The organism is Cupriavidus sp. USMAA2-4, from assembly GCF_001854305.1.
GTDB classification, from domain to species: domain Bacteria; phylum Pseudomonadota; class Gammaproteobacteria; order Burkholderiales; family Burkholderiaceae; genus Cupriavidus; species Cupriavidus malaysiensis.
The window spans coordinates 2,035,006-2,056,521 of sequence record NZ_CP017749.1 but is presented as its reverse complement, the minus strand read 5'-3'; the positions used below and the strand labels follow the sequence as shown (position 1 = coordinate 2,056,521).

General features: G+C 60.3%; 20 protein-coding genes and 1 pseudogene. 12 read left to right on the top strand and 9 right to left on the bottom strand.

Features of this window, described 5'->3' with window-relative positions; translation table 11 throughout:
* Positions 1-32: 32 nt before the first annotated feature.
* Positions 33-321: pseudogene (locus tag BKK79_RS39435) on the bottom strand (transposase); the annotation flags it as partial.
* Between the two features lie 129 nt (positions 322-450).
* On the opposite strand from BKK79_RS39435, the gene BKK79_RS29115 reads away from it, so the two are divergent.
* The 4 genes from BKK79_RS29115 (at position 451) to dctA (ending at position 5,322) form a co-directional block, all read left to right on the top strand.
* Positions 451-1,311 (top strand): FAS1-like dehydratase domain-containing protein, encoded by an 861-nt coding sequence (locus BKK79_RS29115; RefSeq protein ID WP_198173336.1) that lies wholly within the window; start codon positions 451-453, stop codon positions 1,309-1,311.
* 21 nt (positions 1,312-1,332) lie between these two features.
* Complete coding sequence (locus BKK79_RS29110; RefSeq protein WP_071021636.1) at positions 1,333-2,523, top strand: CaiB/BaiF CoA transferase family protein; 1,191 nt, start codon at positions 1,333-1,335, stop codon at positions 2,521-2,523.
* Positions 2,524-2,576: 53 nt separating this feature from the next.
* Entirely contained in the window at positions 2,577-3,923 is a 1,347-nt protein-coding gene (locus tag BKK79_RS29105) for a class-II fumarase/aspartase family protein (RefSeq protein WP_071021639.1), read from the top strand.
* Between the two features lie 70 nt (positions 3,924-3,993).
* Positions 3,994-5,322: a C4-dicarboxylate transporter DctA gene (gene dctA / locus BKK79_RS29100; RefSeq protein ID WP_071021640.1), complete on the top strand. Its 1,329-nt coding sequence runs from the start codon at positions 3,994-3,996 to the stop codon at positions 5,320-5,322.
* A gap of 22 nt (positions 5,323-5,344) precedes the next feature.
* Here dctA and BKK79_RS29095 read toward each other — a convergent pair whose 3' ends face one another.
* Positions 5,345-6,268, bottom strand: a complete 924-nt coding sequence (locus BKK79_RS29095; protein ID WP_071021643.1) for a LysR family transcriptional regulator — start codon at positions 6,266-6,268, stop codon at positions 5,345-5,347.
* A 145-nt stretch (positions 6,269-6,413) separates the two neighbouring features.
* Here BKK79_RS29095 and BKK79_RS29090 point away from each other — a divergent pair, with 145 nt between their 5' ends.
* From BKK79_RS29090 to BKK79_RS29075, 4 genes are all read left to right on the top strand, one after another.
* Positions 6,414-7,385, top strand: a complete 972-nt coding sequence (locus tag BKK79_RS29090) for a Bug family tripartite tricarboxylate transporter substrate binding protein (RefSeq protein ID WP_071021646.1) — start codon at positions 6,414-6,416, stop codon at positions 7,383-7,385.
* Position 7,386: 1 nt separating this feature from the next.
* Entirely contained in the window at positions 7,387-9,423 is a 2,037-nt protein-coding gene (locus BKK79_RS39430; RefSeq protein ID WP_084085297.1) for a 4-oxalomesaconate tautomerase, read from the top strand.
* A gap of 155 nt (positions 9,424-9,578) precedes the next feature.
* Positions 9,579-9,779, top strand: a complete 201-nt coding sequence (locus BKK79_RS29080) for a hypothetical protein (RefSeq protein WP_071039542.1) — start codon at positions 9,579-9,581, stop codon at positions 9,777-9,779.
* 205 nt (positions 9,780-9,984) lie between these two features.
* Complete coding sequence (locus BKK79_RS29075) at positions 9,985-10,824, top strand: HpcH/HpaI aldolase/citrate lyase family protein (RefSeq protein ID WP_071039541.1); 840 nt, start codon at positions 9,985-9,987, stop codon at positions 10,822-10,824.
* 164 nt (positions 10,825-10,988) lie between these two features.
* Here BKK79_RS29075 and BKK79_RS29070 read toward each other — a convergent pair whose 3' ends face one another.
* Positions 10,989-11,672 (bottom strand): TetR/AcrR family transcriptional regulator, encoded by a 684-nt coding sequence (locus tag BKK79_RS29070; protein ID WP_269466494.1) that lies wholly within the window; start codon positions 11,670-11,672, stop codon positions 10,989-10,991.
* 81 nt (positions 11,673-11,753) lie between these two features.
* Here BKK79_RS29070 and BKK79_RS29065 point away from each other — a divergent pair, with 81 nt between their 5' ends.
* From BKK79_RS29065 to BKK79_RS39425, 3 genes are all read left to right on the top strand, one after another.
* Positions 11,754-12,803, top strand: coding sequence for an SDR family oxidoreductase (locus tag BKK79_RS29065; RefSeq protein ID WP_071039540.1), 1,050 nt, complete (start codon positions 11,754-11,756; stop codon positions 12,801-12,803).
* 67 nt (positions 12,804-12,870) lie between these two features.
* Positions 12,871-14,127 carry an alpha/beta hydrolase family protein gene (locus tag BKK79_RS29060; protein ID WP_071039539.1) on the top strand — a complete coding sequence of 419 codons (1,257 nt, stop codon included), beginning with the start codon at positions 12,871-12,873 and terminating at the stop codon, positions 14,125-14,127.
* A gap of 444 nt (positions 14,128-14,571) precedes the next feature.
* Positions 14,572-14,856, top strand: a complete 285-nt coding sequence (locus BKK79_RS39425; RefSeq protein ID WP_083384681.1) for an H-NS family nucleoid-associated regulatory protein — start codon at positions 14,572-14,574, stop codon at positions 14,854-14,856.
* On the opposite strand, the gene BKK79_RS29055 is transcribed toward BKK79_RS39425, so the two are convergent.
* Positions 14,853-15,638, bottom strand: a complete 786-nt coding sequence (locus BKK79_RS29055) for an MBL fold metallo-hydrolase (RefSeq protein ID WP_071039538.1) — start codon at positions 15,636-15,638, stop codon at positions 14,853-14,855. The genes BKK79_RS39425 and BKK79_RS29055 overlap by 4 nt on opposite strands.
* Before the next feature lie 92 nt (positions 15,639-15,730).
* Between BKK79_RS29055 and BKK79_RS29050 the strand changes: the two genes are divergently transcribed.
* Entirely contained in the window at positions 15,731-16,714 is a 984-nt protein-coding gene (locus BKK79_RS29050) for a GlxA family transcriptional regulator (protein WP_071039537.1), read from the top strand.
* A 398-nt stretch (positions 16,715-17,112) separates the two neighbouring features.
* On the opposite strand, the gene BKK79_RS29045 is transcribed toward BKK79_RS29050, so the two are convergent.
* From BKK79_RS29045 to BKK79_RS29025, 5 genes are read right to left on the bottom strand one after another with little or no spacing between them, the layout of a single operon-like run.
* Positions 17,113-17,316, bottom strand: a complete 204-nt coding sequence (locus tag BKK79_RS29045) for a hypothetical protein (RefSeq protein ID WP_071021664.1) — start codon at positions 17,314-17,316, stop codon at positions 17,113-17,115.
* On the bottom strand, positions 17,301-18,308 hold the full coding sequence (locus BKK79_RS29040) for a tripartite tricarboxylate transporter substrate binding protein (protein ID WP_071039536.1): 1,008 nt from the start codon (positions 18,306-18,308) through the stop codon (positions 17,301-17,303). Before BKK79_RS29040 ends, BKK79_RS29045 begins: the two co-directional genes overlap by 16 nt.
* Positions 18,309-18,366: 58 nt before the next feature.
* On the bottom strand, positions 18,367-19,392 hold the full coding sequence (locus BKK79_RS29035) for a hydroxyacid dehydrogenase (protein WP_232346344.1): 1,026 nt from the start codon (positions 19,390-19,392) through the stop codon (positions 18,367-18,369).
* A 38-nt stretch (positions 19,393-19,430) separates the two neighbouring features.
* Positions 19,431-20,108 (bottom strand): RraA family protein, encoded by a 678-nt coding sequence (locus BKK79_RS29030; protein WP_071039534.1) that lies wholly within the window; start codon positions 20,106-20,108, stop codon positions 19,431-19,433.
* A gap of 58 nt (positions 20,109-20,166) precedes the next feature.
* Positions 20,167-21,369, bottom strand: coding sequence for an alpha-hydroxy acid oxidase (locus tag BKK79_RS29025; protein WP_071040426.1), 1,203 nt, complete (start codon positions 21,367-21,369; stop codon positions 20,167-20,169).
* Between the last annotated feature and the right edge of the window lie 147 nt (positions 21,370-21,516).

The window sequence follows — 21,516 nt, the reverse complement described above, 5'->3', positions numbered from 1 at the left end:
GAGGCAACCGGCCAGCTTGAGGAAGCCCGAGGTCGACGATATTTGTCGTGGTCGTATGCGCGGTCGGCATAGACCCGGCCTGGCTTGCGCAAGGGCCGGCCTCGCCGACCCCGGATAGCGGCAATGGCCTCGATCAGAGGCATGAGCTGGGTAACGTCGTTACGGTTTGCGCCGGTCAGGATGACCGTGATCGGCGTGCCGTCAGCGTCGGTGGCGACGTGGTGCCTGGAACCGGGTCGCGTGCGATCGGTGGGGTTCGGTCCAGTTTTGGCCCGCCCCAACCGCGCGAACAGAAGAGGAGTCAACGATCACGCGCGAGAAGGCGGGCGCGCGACTCATGCACCCGAATGATCAATCCATAGGAATTATGCAATTCCCTCCCTTGCGCGAGGAGACCAGAATCCATTCGCATGCAGGTGTCGGTCTGGCACGGACAGCGAGGAGAGAGGAATGAACGAACAGGCAGTGGACCCGCGGACATGGATCGGACGCAGGGAGCAGCACGAAGATACGATTACCGCGGTTCCCGTGACTGCTCTGCGGGCTACGCTGGACTATCCGGCTGCACCGCAGCCGACTGGTACGCCATTGCCCCCGCTGTGGCATTGGCTCTACTTTCTTCCCATGCACCGACAGAGCGAGATCGGTGCGGATGGTCATGCCAAGCGTGGTGGCTTCCTGCCTCCCGTGCCTTTGCCACGCCGCATGTGGGCTGGTGGCCAGTTTGAATTTCGTGCTCCGCTTCGTGTAGGCGACCGCGTTGTGCGCACCTCGACCATCGATGACGTCTCGACCAAGGAAGGCAGGACCGGCAAGCTGGTCTTCGTCAAGGTCCGTCATGAGGTGTGCGCCGAAGGGCTCCTTGAGCCCTCGCTCGTGGAGTTTCATGACATCGTCTATCGCGAGGCACAGCCATCGGGTGATGTTGCCGCCATACCCCAGGCGGCACCTTCTGATGCGGCCTGGCGGCGCCGAATCGTACCGGACGATGTACTGCTGTTCCGCTATTCGGCGCTGACATTCAATGGCCACCGCATTCACTATGACCGCCGCTATGTGACCGAAGTGGAAGGATACCCGGGCCTCATCGTACACGGACCCCTTATCGCGACGCTGTTGCTGGACCTGCTTCGGCGCGAGCTGCCGCAAGCTGACGTGGCGAGCTTCCGCTTTCGCGCAGTGCGTCCGACATTCGACCTGCACCCCTTCCACGTCAATGGGCAGCCTCAGGCTGACGGCAAGACCATTCATCTTTGGGCGTCGGACCATGAAGGATGGCTGACCATGGACGCCACTGCCGTCTTGCGCTGATCTTCCTCCCGGATTCTCACGATGCAACCACTTAAAGACATCACCGTCGTTACCTTCGAGCATGCTATCGCGGCGCCGTTCGCGACCCGTCAGCTAGCCGATCTAGGCGCCCGTGTCATCAAGATCGAAAGGCCGGGCGTGGGCGACTTCGCTCGCGGATACGACGAACGGGTGCGCGGCTTGGCGTCGCATTTCGTCTGGACCAATCGTTCGAAGGAGAGCTTGACGCTGGACGTCAAGCATCCGGCGGCGGCTGGCGTGCTCGAGCGTCTCATCATGAATAAGGCGGACGTCGTGGTGCAGAATCTCGCTCCCGGTGCGGCCGCCCGCTTGGGACTGGGCTATGAGAGGCTCTCCTCAGTCAAGCCGGAATTGATTGTCTGCGACATTTCCGGCTACGGCGATGACCCGGTCAATCCAGGCCCCTATCGGGACAAGAAGGCCTATGATCTGCTGATTCAAAGCGAGGCCGGCTTCGTCTCGGTGACAGGAACCCCCGAGGAGCCCTGCAAGGCTGGACCGTCCATCGCCGATATTGCCGCGGGCATGTATGCCTACAGCAATATTCTGGCCGCGCTGCTCCAGCGTGGTCGGACCGGGCGCGGTCAGCGTATCGATATCTCGATGCTTGAATCGCTGGCGGAGTGGACAAGCTACCCGCTTTACTATGCGTTCGACGGCGCAGAGCCGCCGCCGCGCACTGGCGCAAGTCACGCCACGATCTATCCGTATGGTCCTTTTCCTGCAGGCGACGGCGTCACGGTGATGCTGGGTCTGCAGAATGAACGGGAGTGGGCGAGCTTCTGCCTGAAAGTATTGCAGCAGCCCGAACTTGTCGAGGATCCGCGGTTCACCTCCAACCCGAAGCGGGTGGCTGCGCGCACAGCCTTGCGGCAGATTATCGTGGACGCCTTCGCTTCCCTGACCGGCGCGCAGGTGGTGGAGCGGCTGGAAATCGCGCAGATTGCCAATGCCCGTGTCAACGATATGAACGGGGTCTGGGAACATCCGCAGCTCAAAGCGCGGTGCCGCTGGACCGAGGTTGGATCGCCCCGGGGCACGCTGCCGGCCCTGCTGCCGCCGGGCACCTGGAACGAAGGGCCGCGTATGGACCCGATCCCTGCCCTTGGTCAACACACCGACTCCATTCTTGCGGAACTCGGATACGCCCCCCACGAGATTACGGCACTGCGTTCGGACAATGCGGTGTGAATCCGACTCCATCCGTCGACCCATTCGACAAGATCAAGCAGAGGTAGAACATTATGGCTTCCACAATTATTGACTCGCGCATCTTTGGCGACATGTTCAGTGATGCGCGCATGCGCGAGGTGTGGTCGGACGAGAACCGGACCGCCAAGTACCTTGACATCGAGCGCGCCCTGGCAAAGGTGCAGGGCGAACTCGGTATCATCCCGAAAGAGGCCGCTGACGAAATCGTACGCAACTGCGAACTTTCGCAGATTGACTGGGTAAAGCTCAAAGCCAAAACCGAGCAAATCGGCTATCCAATCATCGCCGTGGTCAACCAGATCAATCAGAACTGCCGAGACGGCCTCGGCGAGTTCTGTCACTGGGGAGCCACGACCCAGGACATCACTGACACCGCGGCGGTGCTGCAAATGCGTGAGGGTCTCGCACTGATCGAGGCGGATCTGGACGACATTGCGGGAGCGCTCGCTAAGCTAGCGAAGACATATCGGGACACACCGGTCATCGGCCGTTCTAACTTGCAGCAAGCCACGCCGATTACGTTCGGCTACAAGATGGCCAGCATCCTGGCTGGCATTGACCGTCACCGCGAGCGGTTGCAGCAGCTCAAGCCGCGTGTACTGATGGGAGAGTTCGGCGGCGCCTCCGGTACGCTTTCTTCTCTGCAGACAGGCGCGATGGAGACGCAAGCCGCGCTGATGAAGGAGCTGGGTCTGGCGCAGCCGCTCATCTCCTGGCATACGGTACGCGACACCGTAGCCGAGGTTGGCGCCTTCCTGGGTCTCGTCGGTGGATCGCTTGGCAAGATTGCCATGGATGTAAAGCTGATGATGCAGACGGAGGTCGCGGAGGTATTCGAACCATTCGCGCCCGGGCGCGGCTCGTCGTCCACCATGCCGCAGAAGCGCAACCCGATTTCGTGCCTATACATCCACGCGAACATTGCAGTGGCGCGACAGCACGCAGCGGCCCTGATGGATGCGATGGTCGCCGACCATGAGCGCTCCACCGGGCCATGGGAAATTGAATGGGTGTCGTTGCCAGAGATCTTCTGCTTGATCTCCGGCGCATTGAAACAGGCGAAATTTGTCCTGCAAGGGCTTGAAGTGGACGCCGACCGCATGCGCACCAACATCGATATGACCAACGGGCTGGTGATGTCCGAAGCGGTGATGATGGGGTTGGGCCCGTACATCGGCCGGGAATATGCGCATGACCTGGTCTATGACCTATGCCGCAAGGCCATCGACGAAAACCGGCCATTGATCGACATACTCGCGACTCACCCGGAAATCCGCGGACATGTCACACGATCTCAACTCGAGGCGATGTGCGACCCCGCCAATAACCTGGGGCAGGCTGGCGTGATGGTCGACCGCGTGCTTGCAAGCCGGCGTTGAAAGATCAACCCGCCTGGCGAAGATTCCGGCAACTCTCATGCCGGTCGCACCAAAATAAGGAGACACCGTTGTGAAACTACGGAGCCTATTCAAGCATTTATACGTCCAGGTACTCATCGGACTGATGCTCGGCATCACTGTCGGTCACTACTGGCCGGATATCGGTGCATCCCTCAAACCGCTCGGCGATGGGTTCGTCAAGCTGGTCAAGATGATGATCGCGCCGGTCGTGTTCTGTACGATCGTGACCGGTATTACGTCGCTTAGCGATACCAAGGAGATCGGAAAGACTCTGCTGAAGTCGATGGGGTTATTTTATGCACTGACCATCATTGCCTTGCTGACCGGTCTCGTCACGGTGTTTCTGATGCAGCCCGGCACAGGTATGCACATCGACCCGAAGCAACTCGACGCGAGCGTTGCGGCGCGCTTTGCCAACGACATCCATATCCAAGGCTTTTCCGACTTTGCATTGCACATCATCCCGAATGCGTTCGTCGGGGCGTTCGCGCAAGGTGAGGTCCTGCCTGTCCTGTTGCTCGCGGTGTTGTGCGGTTTCGGCCTTACACGCATCGGGTCCGCGGCCCGTCCCGTACTGGACACCATCGACGGCTTTTCCCACATGCTTTTCGCCGTCTTTGGCGTCATCATGCGGGTGGCACCCATCGGGGCTTTCGGGGCGATGGCTTTCACGGTCGGACGCTATGGAATCAAGTCGATTGGTTCTTTGGGGCTCCTCATCGGGACGTTCTATGTTGCCTGTTCCTTCTTCGTCGTAGTGGTACTCGGTCTCCTGTGTCGCCTGCATGGGTTCCGGCTTTGGCAGTTGCTGCGCTATATCAAGGAAGAACTGCTTGTCGTTCTCGGTACATCGTCAAGCGAGCCGGTGCTGCCTCGGTTGTTGTTGAAGCTCGAGCGCCTGGGCTGCAAGAAGGGCGTCGTCGGGTTGGTACTTCCGACAGGGTACTCCTTCAACCTGGACGGCACTGCTATCTATCTGACGCTTGCATCGATGTTTATTGCCCAGGCGTGCGACATCCACCTGACCTGGCATCAGATTGCTGCCATGCTCGGCATCATGTTGCTGACGTCAAAGGGCGCAGCGGGGGTAACCGGGAGCGGATTCGTGGCATTGGTAGCGACACTGACCGTCATGCCCGACCTTCCCGTTGCCGGCGTCGCGCTTATCGTGGGCATTGACCGCTTCATGTCCGAGGCTCGCGCCCTGACGAGTACGATCAGTAACGTCGTCGCCTGTATCGTGGTTTCGATGTGGGAAAAGGCTTGCGATCGTGACGTACTGAAGCGCGAGTTGACTTCGAACTACCCATTCACGGAGGAAAAACTGGAGGCCGGCGATGCGCCGTCCGTGGTCACCGCCGGCCCGTCGCCGCTCTGAATCAGTGTGCGGCTGCTCGTATCTATGCGCGGCGACTGCCGCGCTTGCCCCGGGTTGATTTCATTTCGCTGAGGAAATCATAGAGTTGCTGTGCCGCAGGCGTCAACGAACGGCCCCTCCGATGGATGAGTCCAATATTGCGTGTAATGACGGGATCGGTCAGCGGAACGCTTACGAGTAGCGGATGGTCCGGACCAGGCATGGCAATCGAAGGCACAGCCGCAACGCCGAGCCCGGCTTCGACTAGTCCCAGCATTGTTGTGACGTGCTGCGTCTCATAGATGCTGTATGGGAGGCCGGATACGTTGGATAGCGCCTGGTCCAGCAGTAGCCGGTTGCCGGATGCCTTGCTCACAGAAATATAGTCATACTCGGCCAGGTCTGCCCATTTGACGCGCCGATGCTTGGCGAGCGGATGGTCGCGCCGGCATGCCGCCACGAACCTCTCTTCAAGAAGGGGGCGAAACTCGATTTCCGGCTCCTGGTTGCCAACGAAATTGAGTCCGAAGTCCGCTTCACCGCACGATACTGCGGACAAGACCTCGTTCGCGCTGGCGTCAAGAAGCTTGACGCGAATCTTCGGATAGCGCTCGTGATAGCGCGAGATGACCTGCGACAAAAAGTAATAGACCGTTGAAGGCACGCAGGCGATCGTCACTTCCCCCATGCGTGTGGTCGTTACCCCCCGTATGCTAAGCAGTGTCTGGTCCAGGTCATCCAGAATCTGTTGTAGCTTGCGGTCGAACTCCCGCCCCACCGATGTAAGGCTGACGCTTCGCGTGGTGCGATCCAGCAAGCGGACACCCAGTGCCTCTTCCAGCTTTTCGATTCGGCGACTGAAGGCCGGCTGCGAAATATGCAGCGTATCGGCTGCCTTCCGGAAGTTGTTCAGTTCGGCAACTGCACGGAATGCCTGCAAGTCGTTGAGGTTGAAATTGATGGTCATCGCTGTGCCTCGCGTCGTCGTCACTGATCCATAGTGTGCATCAACCGTTCTCAATTATGCAATTCCATGGGAACCGGAAAAGTATGACGATACGTTTGCGGGCGGAGAGGCCCTAGATCGAACAATATCCAATAGGAGCAGACAGATGCGGTTTACCCAACGACTTGTCCTTGGCAGTCTCGCCGTCGCGGCCGCCATGGCCAGCCCCGGTGCCTGGAGCGCCTTCCCGGACAAGCGAATCACGTTGGTCGTGCCCACTGCCGCAGGAGGCGCCAACGACGCCATTGCACGTGTGGTTGCGCAAGCCATGTCGTCAATTCTCAAACAGACCGTTGTGGTCGACAACAAAGCCGGCGCCAACGGCGCAATTGCCAGCGAGTTCGTCATGCGGGCCCCGCCCGACGGTTACACGCTCCTGCTTGGATACGTCGCCACCCATGCGATGAATCCCGCACTGCAGCGCCTGCGCTATGACCCCGTTAAGGACTTCGTGCCGGTCGGCATGGTCGGGTCGTCGGCGACGGTGATGGTCCTCAATCCCGGGGTGAAGGCGAACGATGCGAAGGCCGTCGTGGCTCTGCTGAAGGCGACGCCAAGCAAGGTCAGCTACGCATCCGCTGGCAATGGGACCGCCCCGCACTTTGCCGCCGAGATGTTCAAACTCTCCACGGGCACCGACATGCTTCATGTTCCGTACAAGGGGTCTGCACCTGCGATCAACGACACCATAGCAGGCCAGACACAAGTGATGTTTCCAAGTCTTTTTACGGCCATCCCTTATGTAAAGGGGGGCAAGCTTAAGGCGGTTGGCATCGCGGGCAGCAAGCGTTCCGCATTGATGCCAGACGTCCCCACACTAAAAGAGCAGGGCATCAATGATGTCGACGTTTCGCAGTGGTATGGGATCTTCGCACCTGCCAATACCCCGGCGCCGATCATAGAGGCGTTAAACAAGACGCTCAACCAAGCGCTGGCGGAGAAAAGCGTCGTTCAACGCCTGGAAGGCCAGGGCGCGGAGGTCGCGACAATGACGCCGAATCAAATGCAGATCTTTATGCAACAGGAGCAAGTGAAATGGAAGGCGGTCGTGCAGGCGGCGAAGTTGAAGGCGGACTGAGATGAGTAAAACTATTCCCTGTGTCCTGATGCGCGCCGGCACTTCTCGCGGACCGTTTTTCCTGCGCGAATGGCTACCGGAAAGCGACGAGGAGCGTGACCAGGCGTTGATTGGCGCGATCGGAGCATCGGATCCCTTGCAACTTGACGGCGTTGGAGGAGGCAGCACGCTTAACAGCAAGGTGGCCATTGTGTCACGGTCCACGCAGCCGGATTGTGACCTGGACTATCTTTTTGTTCAGGTAGGAGTCGGCAATTGCTCGGTGGATACACGCCCCAACTGCGGCAACATGCTGTCAGGCGTCGCGCCTTTCGCCATCGAGCAGGGTCTCGTCAAGGTCGAGCGCGACACGACTCGCATACGCGTGCATAACGTCAATACTGGCGCTCGAATTGACGTGACCGTACGTACGCCGGATGGCCGGATAACCTATGACGGTGACACCCGCATCGACGGTGTCGCTGGAACCGGCGCGCCGATCTTGCTTGATTTTCTGGATGCCTGGGGTGCCGTGACAGGCCAAGTATTCCCAACGGGAAAACGCATCGATGTGATCGATGGCATCGAGGTGACTTGCATCGACGCGGCCATGCCGCTGATGATTGTCCGGGCCTGCGACCTGGGCGTCAGCGGCCGTGAAGCACCGGCCACGCTCGACAGCGATGCAGCATTGCTGGCGCGACTGGAGACGCTGCGATTGCAAGCCGGCCTGCTGATGGGCCTCGGCGATGTGTCTGACAGCGTCATTCCGAAGCCAGTGCTGGTCAGCCCGGGCGACTCGCGCGATAGCATCACATCGCGCTACTTCACTCCGCGCAAGTGCCATGCCTCTCATGCCGTTACAGGAGCGATCGGCGTGGCCAGCGCCTTCGCATTGCCGGGTACCGTCGCGAGCCAAAACGAAAGGCACGCTGGCCGACATGCCCTCGTGGTGCTTCATCCCGCTGGGCGGATCGAAGTCGAAGTCGAACTGGAGGGCGAAGGTGGTGCCACGAAAGTAACTCGAGCAGCGCTTGTTCGAACGGCCCGAAAAATCATGGCTGGTGAACTCCATCTGCCCGACTACGTTTTCTCCCGGCCCGCGCCAATGGCAAAGGCTTCGGTGGGATCGCGCGCGAAGCCTTTGCAGATCATCCTTCCTACACGCGCAGGCGGTGGCAATGACGCTGTGGCTCACCTCATCGCTCCCCGCATCGGGCGTCTGCTCGGACAAGAGGTGGTCATCGATAACCGGGCCGGAGCGAACGGAGGGATAGCCTGCGAGTATGTTGCGCGGGCGGTCCCCGATGGACATACGTTGCTCCTTGGCTACGTGGGAACACACGCGATGAATCCCGCCCTTCAGAAGGTCGGGTACGATCCCCTCCGCAGCTTCGCGCCGATAGGTCTCATTGGGTCATCTCCGATATTGCTGGTGGCAAATCCGTCGAACGTGCCGGCTGACGTAGAGGCTCTGATCGCCCGCTTGAAACAAGAGCCACAGGGTCTGCGCTACGCGTCCGCAGGCGACGGCACACCGCCTCATTTCGCTGCAGAACTCTTCCAGCTTGCCACTGGCACATCAATGCGCTCTCTCACCTTTGACGGCGCTGCTCCGGCAATTGCGTCCACCATCGAAGGGCACGCACAGGTGATGTTTTCCAGCCTGCTGACTGCGTATCGGCCGCTACGTGCCGGGCGCCTTCATGCGCTTTCGGTTGCCGGTCCGCAACGCCTCACTTGTTTGCCGGATGTTCCTACCCTGGCTGAAGCGGGGATTTCCGGCGTGCAATTGACACAATGGTACGCACTGTTCGCGCCCGCTGGCACTCCCTCCGCTCAGGTGGATGAGCTGAATCAGGTATTGAACGAAGTCTTGCGAGACCCAGACGTCATTGCGGGTTTTGAAAGTTACGGTGCGACGGCGGAGCCAAGCAGTCCGGAGGCGCTCGCAGCAAAAGTGGAGGCCGAGTTGACGCGATGGCGGCGCGTCGTTATCGAGTCAAGTCTGGCGCCAGCACTTCCTGCTCCATATCCTCAATTAGCCGACTCGTGTTAACTGCGCCGTGACGAACCGGCCAAGGACTGCCTACAGTCTTGCAACTGCGTATCAGGCGGGTTCCGTGTCGGCTCGAAGCAAGTCGGCAATGATTTCGACAGACTTGCGGGAATTGATGAAGTACAGATTCAGCAATCACAGCAATAGGAGAAGCCATGCCCCTAGTCGAAGCTCACTTGGGCAGCGAAAACAGGCTGGAGCTGGTATCCCGGCCTTGCCACGCGGTCACACCGGTTGCGGTTAAAGACCCCGATCCAACGGCCATTTCCTGGAGACGGACACCGACCGAGGTGCTGATGGAGAATTTGAATGACCGGCAAGACGTGACCGCCATCGCGTTCTTGGGATACAACTAGCGCTTCTCGACGATGGCGAGCCCCGAACGGTACGCCACGACTTCCGTGGCGAGCCATAGTCTTCATTTCTTGCATCACGTCGACGCCGTCGCCGTTGGCCGTACTGCCCGGCGCTGATCATCGGCGCCTCGTCGCACATGATCGAGCAGGACGACGAGCACGAAGGCTCCGTGTTCCACCTTGCCGCCCGCTGAAAGGCACCGCCATGAACATCGCCACCACCTATCTCTTCGTGCCGGGCAACCGGCACGAGCGCTTCGACAAAGCCGTTGCCACCGGCGCCGACGTGACAGTCTTCGACCTGGAGGATGCAGTCCATCCCAACGGCAAGGACGCCGCCCGCGTGGCAATCGCCTCGTGGCTCGCGGCAAGGCAGCTTTCAGGGCAGGTGGCGAATGTCCTAGTCCGGATCAATGACACCGCCTCGCCTTATTTCAATGCCGACCTTGAGTGGCTCGCCACCCTGCCCGCCGGCACGCCGCTGGCCGGGCTGATGGTTCCCAAGGCCGAACAACCTGCGACGTTGGGCGGCATCGCCGAGGCGCTGCACAGGATCAATCCGCACGGCGTACTGGTGGCGATCATTGAAAGCGCCATTGGCTTGCATCAGGCCGACGCCATCGCCACGGCGCCCGGCGTGGCGCGGCTGGCGTTCGGCTCCATCGACTACGCTGTCGACCTCGGCTGCGAGCACACCCGTGACGCACTGGCCTACGCACGCAGCCGCCTCGTGCTGGCCTCGCGCGTCGCCCGTCTGCCGCCGCCTGTCGACGGCGTGACCACCGCGCTGACGGATGAGACCGTTCTGGCTGACGACGTCGCCTACGCCCGGGAACTCGGCTTCGCCGGCAAGCTGTGTATCCACCCGTCGCAGGTGGCCGGCGTGCAAGCGGGCTTCCGTCCGTCCGCGCAACAGGCCGATTGGGCCCGGCGCGTGATCGAGGCCACCTCGTCCGGCAGCCACGCCGTGCAGGTCGACGGAAAGATGGTTGACCGGCCCGTCATCGAGCAGGCGAAGCGCATCCTGGCTCTGTCTGGCAGCTAGTAGGCGCTGTCCCGGCCGAGCCGGAGGGCGACCGGTTCCTCATTGAATCGGTGGATGCCGGTTCAGCAGTCCGGCCACATGTCAGATCGAGTCATAACTAATACACATCAGCCGTGTCCACGGTGCCCGCGCTCCAGTACGAACGCATTTCTCAATTCTTGAGACTACTTCGCACTTGCGATCAATCCACGTAGGAACACCATGATCAGCCGCCCCGGCGGATCCAGGCGATCGGTGGTCCTTTGCAGCGCCAGCCCATGCGAAAGTGCCATGAAGGCAGCAGCTAGTTCGTCCGGCGAGGCAGGGGCCGGGCGCCCGAGCTTCTCAAACAACAGGCTGATTACGCTACCGATCTCGGACCGGTGCTTGCCCCATACCTTCTGGTACTCGGCAGCGAACGTCGGGCTGCGTTTGGCATGCAACTGCAGTTCGATGGAAAGCATGCACCAGTCAGCATCTTGATTGAGCGTAGAAGCCCAGGCTTCCAGTTCGGCCAGTATTTGCTCGAGCTGCTGCGCGTTGTTGCCCATGACCGTGGACAGCTGCAGCGCTTCTGCTTCCATGTGCCGCCGCAGCAACTCTAGCAGGATGTCCTCCTTGCTCGAGAAGTTTGAATAAAAAGCGCCTTGGGAATAGCCCGCGTTGTTCGCGATGTCACGGATCGATGCACCCCCATACCCGTTCGACACGAACAAGTACTGTGCAGCGTTGATCAGACGCTCGCGAGTTTGCGCCTGGCTTTCTTCGCGGGTCAGGCGCCTTCTTGCTGTCGTAGTGCTCATGCCGGGAAAGATATCACATGAAATTCGGATGTCGGCCGTCGGGCGGTGCATCTGGACCGAAGTCAAACGCCATTCCGGATGTCACTTGATATTTCAACCTGCCGGATGTATATTGAAAATTCATGTGATTTTTGAAGTTCAGTCGATATGGAAAAACTCAGCAGCCCACGGCGCGCGTTCGTCACCGGCGCCACAGGCCTTCTCGGCAACAACCTTGTGCGTGAGCTGGTCGCACGCGGCGTCTCCGTCAAGGCGCTCGTCCGCTCGGAGACCAAAGGTATGCAACAGTTCGCGGGACTGAAAGGCGTTGAATTGGTGCTGGGCGACATGGCGGATGTACCCGCTTTCTCCGCAGCCCTCCAGGGATGTGACGTCGTGTTCCACACCGCCGCATTCTTTCGCGACAACTTCAAGGGCGGCAGCCACTGGAAAGCGCTCAAACGCATCAATGTGGATGGCACGCGGCAGCTTATCGAGCGGGCATACGAGGCCGGCATCCGGCGCTTCGTTCAGACCTCGTCCATCGCGGTGCTGAACGGCGAACCGGGCATGCCCATCGACGAGACCTGCCTGCGTGATCTGGCAGATGCTGACGACGACTATTACCGAAGCAAGATACTGGCCGATCAAGTCGTATCGGCCTTTCTTGAAACGCATCCGGACATGCATGCGAGCTTTGTCTTGCCTGGGTGGATGTGGGGGCCCGCCGATATCGGCCCGACTTCGTCAGGACAATTTGTCAACGATGTGGTGCTTGGGAAATTGCCTGGATTGCTGCCAGGGAGCTTCTCGCTTGTCGATGCTCGTGATGTAGCGAGGGCGCAGATTTCAGCTGCAGAGCGCGGTCAGCGCGGCGAACGCTATCTGGCTGCTGGCCGCCACATGACGATGCAGGAATTGGTTCCCTTGCTGGGGAAGATCGCGGGCATCAAGACGCCCACAAACAACTTGCCTTTCCTGCTTCTGTATTTCCTGGCGGCAGCACAGGAAGTCTACGCAAAGATCAGCGGCAAACCCATCTTGCTCAGCTTGGCGACGGTGAGGCTGATGCGCAAGGAGGCGGGACGCAGTCATTTCATTCACACGAAGAGCGAGCAGAAACTTCAACTGAAATTTCGCCCCATCGAGCAAACCCTTGCCGATACGGTCGCTTGGTATCGCCGCAATGGCTGGCTACCCAGTGCGTCGCCCCGGTAACGCCAGGTAGACCTCTCCATCGCCCTGGTTCTTGGGGGGAGCCGCCGAACCGCAAAAAGGAAAGACTATGACGGACAAATTGATCTCGAATCTCTTGACGCTGCTTGGAGCCGTCCTTCTTGCTGCGGTTGTGCCGCGCGAATCCGCTGCACAGGGCATCCCCTCAGCGAGGGCCGCGGACAGCATGGCCGAGTTCTGCAGGAAAGGACAGGCGGAGTATCCGGGGGGCATCGCTCGCATGCATCCTTCGTTCAAGTTCAACATCTGTTGGTGGCTCGAGGATGCCGGCATAGAGCCAAGCACATTCGATGACGTGGTTGGAACTCTGCCGCAACATGCAGGACCGTTGGAACCGACCTGGCAAGCGACTTTTAGCAAGGCCGCTCAGATGCATCTGGAACAAGCCCGCGCGGCCGAGGAGCGGGGCGACAATGCGTCCGCGTCGGCCGCTTACAAGAAGGCCGCTTTCTATCTGCGGATGAATCGGCTACCCAAGCAGATCCCCGCGGCAGACCTGCAGGCGACCGAACGAGCCTACGCGGTCCTGGGAAAACCGCTCCAGCGAATAACATTCAAGTCTGGCGAAAAGGAATTCGTCGGCTACTTCCGTGCACTGCCGAGGCAAGGCGGCAGCAATGAGAAGCCGCCGGTTCTGGTCATTCTCGGCGGCCTGGACAACCTGAAGACGGAGATGATCCGGCACAGCGACTACTTCATGGGTCGCGGTTTTGCAACCCTCATTGTGGAAAATCCGGACACCGGGGAGAATCAATTGGGATTTCGTCCGGAGTCCTCTGCGATGCTTGACACGATTGCAGACTACATCAAGACTCGCAGCGACCTGGACACAAGCCGAGTGGCAGTGTACGGCTGGAGCATGGGGGGCTATCTGGGAACACTTGGCGGGCTGCGAAACGACCTCTACCGAGCGATTGTCAATATAGGTGGCCCCAGCGATGCGAGCTTCGGACAAGTGCATTGCGAGAAAGCGCCTGCATGGATCGTCGCTCCCTACACTGTATTTGCCAACATGAATCCGCGGACGACACCTCGTCAGACGATGTGCGAATACTACGAAGCGTTCCAACTCTCACGTCAATTGAAGATGCCAACCGCGGCGCAGTTGCGCAAACCCATCCTCATGGTGAACGGCGCCCGTGAAGATCTCGTTTCCAGAGACGAGCCTACAGCTCTTGCCGCGCTTGGCTTCAATGTGACGCAACTGGTCTTTGGGGATGATGGGCACACGGCCGAATCGAACATGCGAGAGCACTTCGAGTTCACCGCGAACTGGCTCATGCGACGCCTGAAGACCGGCAATTGATTTGGCCGCTGACAATAGATCGATTAGTTCGCATCCCTGCGCAATGGGGCAGAGAAATTATCCCGATGCGCCGCTGCCGTTCAGAAGGCGACTGCACCAATTGCCTGGGGATTGCGCCGGGCGTGCATATGGCTCCTGATAGCCGAATATCAGTAATTGTCAGCACCGGTTTCGACCATGCGCAATAGTCTTATGCCCCGAAGTGAGGTTTTGGCATGGCGGCAGACGCACCATCGGTCGCCGCGCAGAATGTGGCCACCCGGTCCAGCGGCATGCCATGATACGCCGACCTCATTGATCAGCGTTTCCCTGGCTCGGGGATGTCCTTCTTAGGCTAGAATGTGCGTCGCGTTCAGCCCTGAGTTGCCAGCCACAGCTGCTGGAATACTGGTCTGGCGCTTGCCTTCGACGCTCAACTGATCCGCGGTCATTCCGCCGGCGTGTATGCTCCGTGCCCTCCCCCTCAACTCCGAAGTTCAACTGCTGCGCGAACGCGCGGAGGCAATTCTCTGGATCAAGACGCAAATGGCTCGATTTGGATTGCATCTGGCTGATCTCCAGGCTGCGGGATGCTGGGTGTCGTCACCCATTGAGGCCGAGCAGGGTGGGCGTATTCGCTTCAGGGACGCACAAGGCCATACCTGGGACGGTGACGGTGAGCTACCAGACTGGCTGCGACGCGCGGTGAATGCGGGCCAGACCATCGAGCATTTTCGTGCTGCCTCCTAGCTCAGAGGATCGAATTCCAATGCCTCCCCATCCGCGGGAATCCGCAGCCGATCGCCTACGCCTGCCAGGGCTGCAGCGGCCCTTAGTTCCGCCCGTTGTACGGGGCAATGACTCAGCGCTTCCAGATGATTGGCAACTACTACGCCTTTCAGGGCCTTGGTGAATTCAATCACGCCTTCCATGCCCATGATGATTTCATGCCCGACGTCGAACCTGGCGCCTCCGGCTGGAATCAGGGAAACCTTGGGCCGATGCCACGCGATGAATTCACGAATTGCAGGTGTAAAAATGGTATCGCCGGAGAGATACAGGCTGGGCTCCCCCGGCATCTCGATCAAGTAGCCGACGCCGTGCTCCATCAACAGTCCAACCATGCCTTTCCCATGCTTGCAAGCCATCGTCCTGATTCTCCCGCCGAGGAATGGCTGCGGATCATGATGATTCTCCGCCAGTGGACTCACGTTTAAGCCGCGTTGACGAAGATGCTTCGCGTCATGCGGCGTACAGATAACGGGAATTTTCCTGCTGCGTAGCCAGTGCTTGCCCACGCGGTCGAGATGGTCGAAATGCCCTTTCTGGCAATGCGTAATCAGGCAATGCGTCACCGTTTCCAGTAACGAATCGGTCACCGGCGGCAAATCAATGAGGGGATTACGCTCTCGCTGGCCGAGGAGCCTCAGTGGCGGCATTGCGCCTTTGGGTGCCAGCATCGGATCAACCAGGATTCTGTGGGCACCAATCTCGACGACGACCGTGGCATTGCGGAGCTGCGTTATTTTCATGATCTATCCGTCCTGATGGGAGGAGTTCATTGTGTGCTGCGCGCCACTCGCCTGGAATGGCGAGAATTGACATAAAACGACTGTTTTCTGCCATGCCTCCGCCGACTCCTTGCCGCATCGGTTTGCTGCTGTACCCGGAATGCATGCCGGCCGGGTTATTCGCGTTCGCGGATCTTGTTCATGCGGCGAACCGCCGGGCCGGGACGGTTCTCTTCGAGCCGATGTTTGTAGCGGCCCAGGCGGGCGTTGTCGAATGCGCTCACGGCCATTCGCTGAAAGCCGGATTATCGGCTCAAGAGGCCTGTCTCGATGCAATACTGATACCCGGGTTGTGGGCTGAATCTTCCGGGCAGATAGCCAGCGCCTTGGCGAAGAATGCAGACATGATTACGGTATTGGCCGGCCTGCAAGAAAGCGTGATGATGTGGAGCTACTGCACCGGTGTCTGCCTGGCTGCCGCCACGGGCAGGCTGAATGGGCAAAAAGCCACCATCACATGGTGGCTGGCCGACATGGTGCGGGAACAGTACCCAAAAGCCGTTTGGCAAACCGAACGAACAATTGCCTACAACTCGCGTACCGCGACCGCGTCAGGGATCAACGGTTATCTGCCGATCGCGCAGACGTTCATAGAAACGCGGCTTAGCAAGGAAGCCTATCGGGACCTGACGAAGCTCATGGTCTTGCCGCGACCCGAGCGTACTCACCATGCCTTTCAGATGATGAGTCTCATCGAGCAGCCGGATCGGCTACTGCGCGAGCTGCACAGGATCACGGAACAGATTTCTGCCACTGAAGCAACGGTCAGCCGCCTGGCTCAGGAACTGAATATGACAGAGCGAACCCTGGCCCGGAGAGTTGTTGCCGCGACTGGCTTGCCGGTCGCAAGCTATGTGCGCAGGATAAAGCTCAATCAAGTCAGCGAGCGCTTGATTCATACCTCTGCGCCGGCCAGTACGATCAGCGCGGAACTCGGCTTCAGCAGTGACTCCGGGATGCGGCGGATGTTCAAGGATCTGACAGCGCTTACGCCAGCGCAATACCGGCAGGCATTTGGACGGTCCTGGACTCCGTAGACGAAGGTCGGTTAGCCTGGGCAAGGCTGACTCTCGTCGGCACCGAAGAACAGGGACGCATGCATCCAGACCCGGGCAGGTTCTGCCCAACCGCCTCAGGCGGGCAATGCGCCACCACCCTATACAACGCCGATGCCCGCTCCACACGATCCACGTGCGATCGCTGTAGCGCCTCGACTTTGCGGCGACCCTGTCCCTTCGTCGCTCCCGAAGGGACACCCATCACGTGGCGCAGGGCGTGCGACATGCATTTTCACTTGAGGGACCGACATACGAACGCCACCGGCCGCGCCCGGGTTTCAGGCCGCCACAAAGCGGTCGCTGCGTCCCAAGGCGAGAGGGTTCAGCCTGTTCATCAGTTCGAAAGCAGCCCCCCCCTCTCACTGCCGGCCTCCTCCCTAGCCCGCCTTTGCCCCGGAGATGCGCACCTGCTCTGCCGCCAGGGGCATCTGTTTCTTGACGAAGCTCCAGAACTCATCCACCCCCATCGGCTTGACGGGCAGTGAACCTTGCTCCGCGAACTGCTTTTGCAGCTCCGGGTCTCTCAAGGCCTGGTTCAGCGCAGCGTTCAGCCGGAGGAGCCGCTTCACTTCTCCTGCCATGGCATCTCCTTCCACAGTTGACGGAAGCTTGCCTCACTGCGTTCGAGTTCGGTGGCATAGGCCGCGGGTGCCAGATAGCGAAGCGGCGCAAACATGGCCTCTGCTTGTTGCTTGAATTGCGGGTCGGATGCGACCTTCGCCATGGCGTCGACAAGCTTCTTCTTCACGGGCTCGGCCAGTCCCTTTGGCGCAGCGAGCCCTCGCAATGATGCCAGCTCGATGTTGTAGCCCTGTTCACGGAACGTGGATACGTTAGGAGCAAGAACGGCGCGTGCTGCCCCCATCTGCCCGAGGAACCTGAGGGGCGTGCCCCCTTTCTGGTAAGCCAGCGCCTCCCCGACATTGATGGCGCCAATCGTAATCTGCTGGCCAGCCAGCGCGCCGCGGACTTCGCCCGCACCCTTATAGCCCACGTGCGTCATCTTCACGCCAGCAGCCTTCTCGAACAACAGCATGGCGAGGTGGTCGTCGGAGCCGACACCCGTGGTGCCCACGGTGACCGCACCCGGGTTCGTCTTGGCGTATTTCACCAGCGTGGCAAGCGAATCGATGTGGCTCGACTGATTGACAGTGAAGGCGCCCGGGTCGTCCACCAGGTTGCCAATGAGGTCATAGCTTTTCCAGGTGAACGGCGTCTTGCGCTCAATCGGAATCGTCAGCAGGTTCGGCGTGTTGATGAAGCCAATCGTGTAGCCGTCCGGTACGGCGCGCGCCAATTCGGCAAAGCCGATGGCACCGCCCGCTCCCGGCTTGTTCTGCACGACAATAGTCGTGCCAAGCTCCTTCTCGAGATATCGCGAGAGCAGGCGAGCAACCAGGTCCGTTCCGCCCCCTGGAGCGTACGCGACAATCATTTCGATTGGGCGATTTGGCCAGGCCGCGGTTTCCGCTTGCGCCGCGACGGATGCGAGAGCGCCAACCACAACAGCGAACGAGCACGCCGCAAGGCGAACGGAAAGACGCCGACGAGCGGCGTCGAAAGTGAAACGCATGATGTTGTCTCCTCGCCGGCCCTCGTGGCACCAGCATATTGTTGTGATGACTACTGGGTCAGCTCGCGGCAATCAGCGAGGCCGTCTCCATTCGTTGCTTCGCCCTGGGCCAGACTTCCGGATTCACCAGGCGCTCCGGCCTCTCACCGGTTGCCAGCAACTCCACAATCTGGGTAGCGGCCAGTGTGGCGTTCCTGCGTCGGGCATCATGCGTAACGCCTGCGGTGTGAAATGTGGCCACGACGTTCCCAAGGGAGAGGAGAGGATGACCGGGAGGGGGAGGTTCCTCGTCCCATACGTCCAGACCAGCTCCAGCAAGGTGGCCGCTGGACAACGCTCGGTACAGCGCCATCTCATCGTGAATGCCTCCGCGAGCCGTACTGATGAAAATGCTTCCGGGACGCATGGCTGCGAAGGCCTCAGCATTCATGATTCCCAAGGTGCTGGCGTCGCGCGGGCAGTGCAATGACACGATGTCAGCCGAGCGCAGCAACTGGTTGAACGAGACTGGCTCCGCTCCTCGCTCACGCATCTCCGAACCATCGAGAAAGGGGTCGAATCCAATCACGCGCATGCCAAAAGCACGACCAAGTGCTGCCGTACGGCTTCCCGCATGGCCAACGCCTACCAGACCCAACGTCCGCCCACGGAGTTCGTGGCCCATCAAGTCTTCGCGGCTGCCTGTGCTATGCGCTTTCATGTGCCGGTCGGATTCAGGAATGCGTCGCATCACCGACAACATCAATCCCACTGCCATCTCGGCGACAGAATCGGCGTTTCCGCCGGCCTGGTTCATGACGACAACGCCCGCTGCTGTGCAGGCATCGATATCAATCGTGTCGCAGCCGGACCCGCTAGATGACACGGCGACGAGATTGGGACAGCGCGCAAGCAATTCCGCGGTAACAAACCAGCGACGGGGCAATTCATCCTTGGCGGCCGTGATCTGGTACACGTGCGCCTGGGAGAGGCGTGCCCAGGCCTCGTCGTCAGCCCCTTCGCGTTGACACGTATGTAAGCGAACGCCTGGCCTCTCGCTCACAATGCGATTGAAAGCAGGGTCGAGCCAGTAGTCGAAGCGCACGACTTGACGCTGGCCCCCGAGTTCGGTGCCCGACTGACTCACAGTACCCCCTTGTCAGCCAATGAGCGGTCCACCCAGGTGCGGTCGGCGCGGCCTTGGGCAATCGATTGGAGAATGCCGGCCTCGTTCCGCTGTATCTGCTCCACGCATACCGCGATGTCTTCGGCCTCTTCGGCGGGAACGACCAGCAGGCCGTCTCCATCTCCGACAATCAGGTCGCCCGGCCGGACAACCATGCCGTCGATGCAGACCGGTATGTGTAGTTCGCCAGGGCCGTCCTTATAGGGGCCACGGTGCGAGACACCTCGCGCATAAACCGGCAGAGGCTCCTGGCCAATCGTGTCACTGTCGCGAATCAGGCCATCGATGACAAAGCCCGCCGCCCCGCGCGCGATAGCGAGCGCAAGCATGATCTCGCCAATGATTGCGTTAGGCCCCGCGCCGCCTGCGTCCACCACGATGACGTCGCCGGGGCCGGAGAGGTCGATTGCCTTGTGGACCATGAGGTTGTCGCCCGGACGCGTGCGAACGGTTAGCGCTCGCCCGACCAGATTGCCATTGCGGCGGTGAAACGGACGCAGTCCACTGGTCCCGGTTGTGCGGCTCATCGCATCGCTGATATTGGCGACCGGGAAGTTGCGGTACCGTTCCATCAGCAAGGCACTGACCGTGTGAGCGGGGCGCGGATGGATGCGGAAGCCGTGCGGCGAAGTCATTGTTCTGTCTCCTGTTGTGGCGGTGTATGGCCGATTGGCATGATTTAGCGGTGGTGACTTAATTCACAGCAGGCCGTTGAATGCAATGGGCACCCACGTCAGCAACACGCGTCACGCCCAGCAGGGCCAGGTCGCGCGAGAGTTCGGCTTGCATCAGGCCGATTCCATGTGTGACGCCGTGGCTGGAGGCGACCGCTGCCGCATAAGCGAACGGCCGTCCGATGAAAACGCATCGGGCCCCTAGGGCCAGCGCCTTGATGACATCGGTGCCACGCCGCACACCACTGTCGAGCATCACCGGCAGTTGCGGCACGGCTTCGACGACCTCGGGCAAGGCATGCATTGGCGCAATGGCACCATCAAGCTGCCTGCCGCCGTGGTTCGACACGATGATTCCGTCCACACCGTGCTGCTGAGCCAGGCGCGCGTCTTCGGCAGTCAGGATGCCCTTGACGACAAGCTGCCCTCTCCAGCGGCGGCGGATAGTCGCCAGGTGGTCCCACGTGAAATGGGCACGGTCCGAAAAATCGCGCTCGACGCTGCGCGATACGATAGGGGCGCCACGACGGGCGTAGGCGTTCTCGAAGTGCGGCACGCCGTGGCACAACAAGGTCCGCGCGAACGTGCCAAGCAGCCAACGGGGGTGCGAGATGCCTTGCCAGGCAAGCGCCGCGTTCGGCCGCAGCGGCGTGGAAAAGCCCGCTCGCACATTGTTTTCGCGGTTGCCTGCCACGGGTGTGTCGACCGTGATGACCAGCGTCTCGACCCGGGCAGCTTCCACTCGCGCCAACAGGCCTTCGATATGATGCATGTCACCGGGCAGGTATGCCTGAAACCAGGTACCCGGCGCCGCTGCCATCACCTCCTCAAGCCGAATCAGCGATGAGCCGCTCATGATTGCAGGTACGGACGCCTGGCAAGCTGCCTGTGCCATGACGACATCGCCGCGATACGCGAACAGCGCGGAGATGCCCATCGGGGCGAGACCGAAGGGGGCGGTGTATCGATGGCCAAATAGGCTGAAGCTCAGGTCACGACTAGAAACGCCCACCAACACGCGTGGTCGCAGTGCGATTTCCTCGAAGGACCGCCGGTTCTGGCCTAGGGATAGGTTGTCTTCGACCGCGCCGCTCACGTAGGCATACAGCGGCTTGGGCAAGCGCTTTCGAGCCAAAGGCTCGAAGTCCTTCAGTGACAAGACGTGCCGCTTGAGCCATGCAGCCTCTCGCCCACGATCAGCGCATGAGGAGGCACTACGCATCTCCCCCCTACCGGCCGCGGAGGCGGACGTGTGCGGGGCGTTGTCGAAGGAAGGAGCTGACATGGGAGCGATTGCGATGGATTGAGGGCAAATCTAGCAACGCAAAGGCAACGAAAAAAGCGAAAAATAACGAAGATATAATTTCTC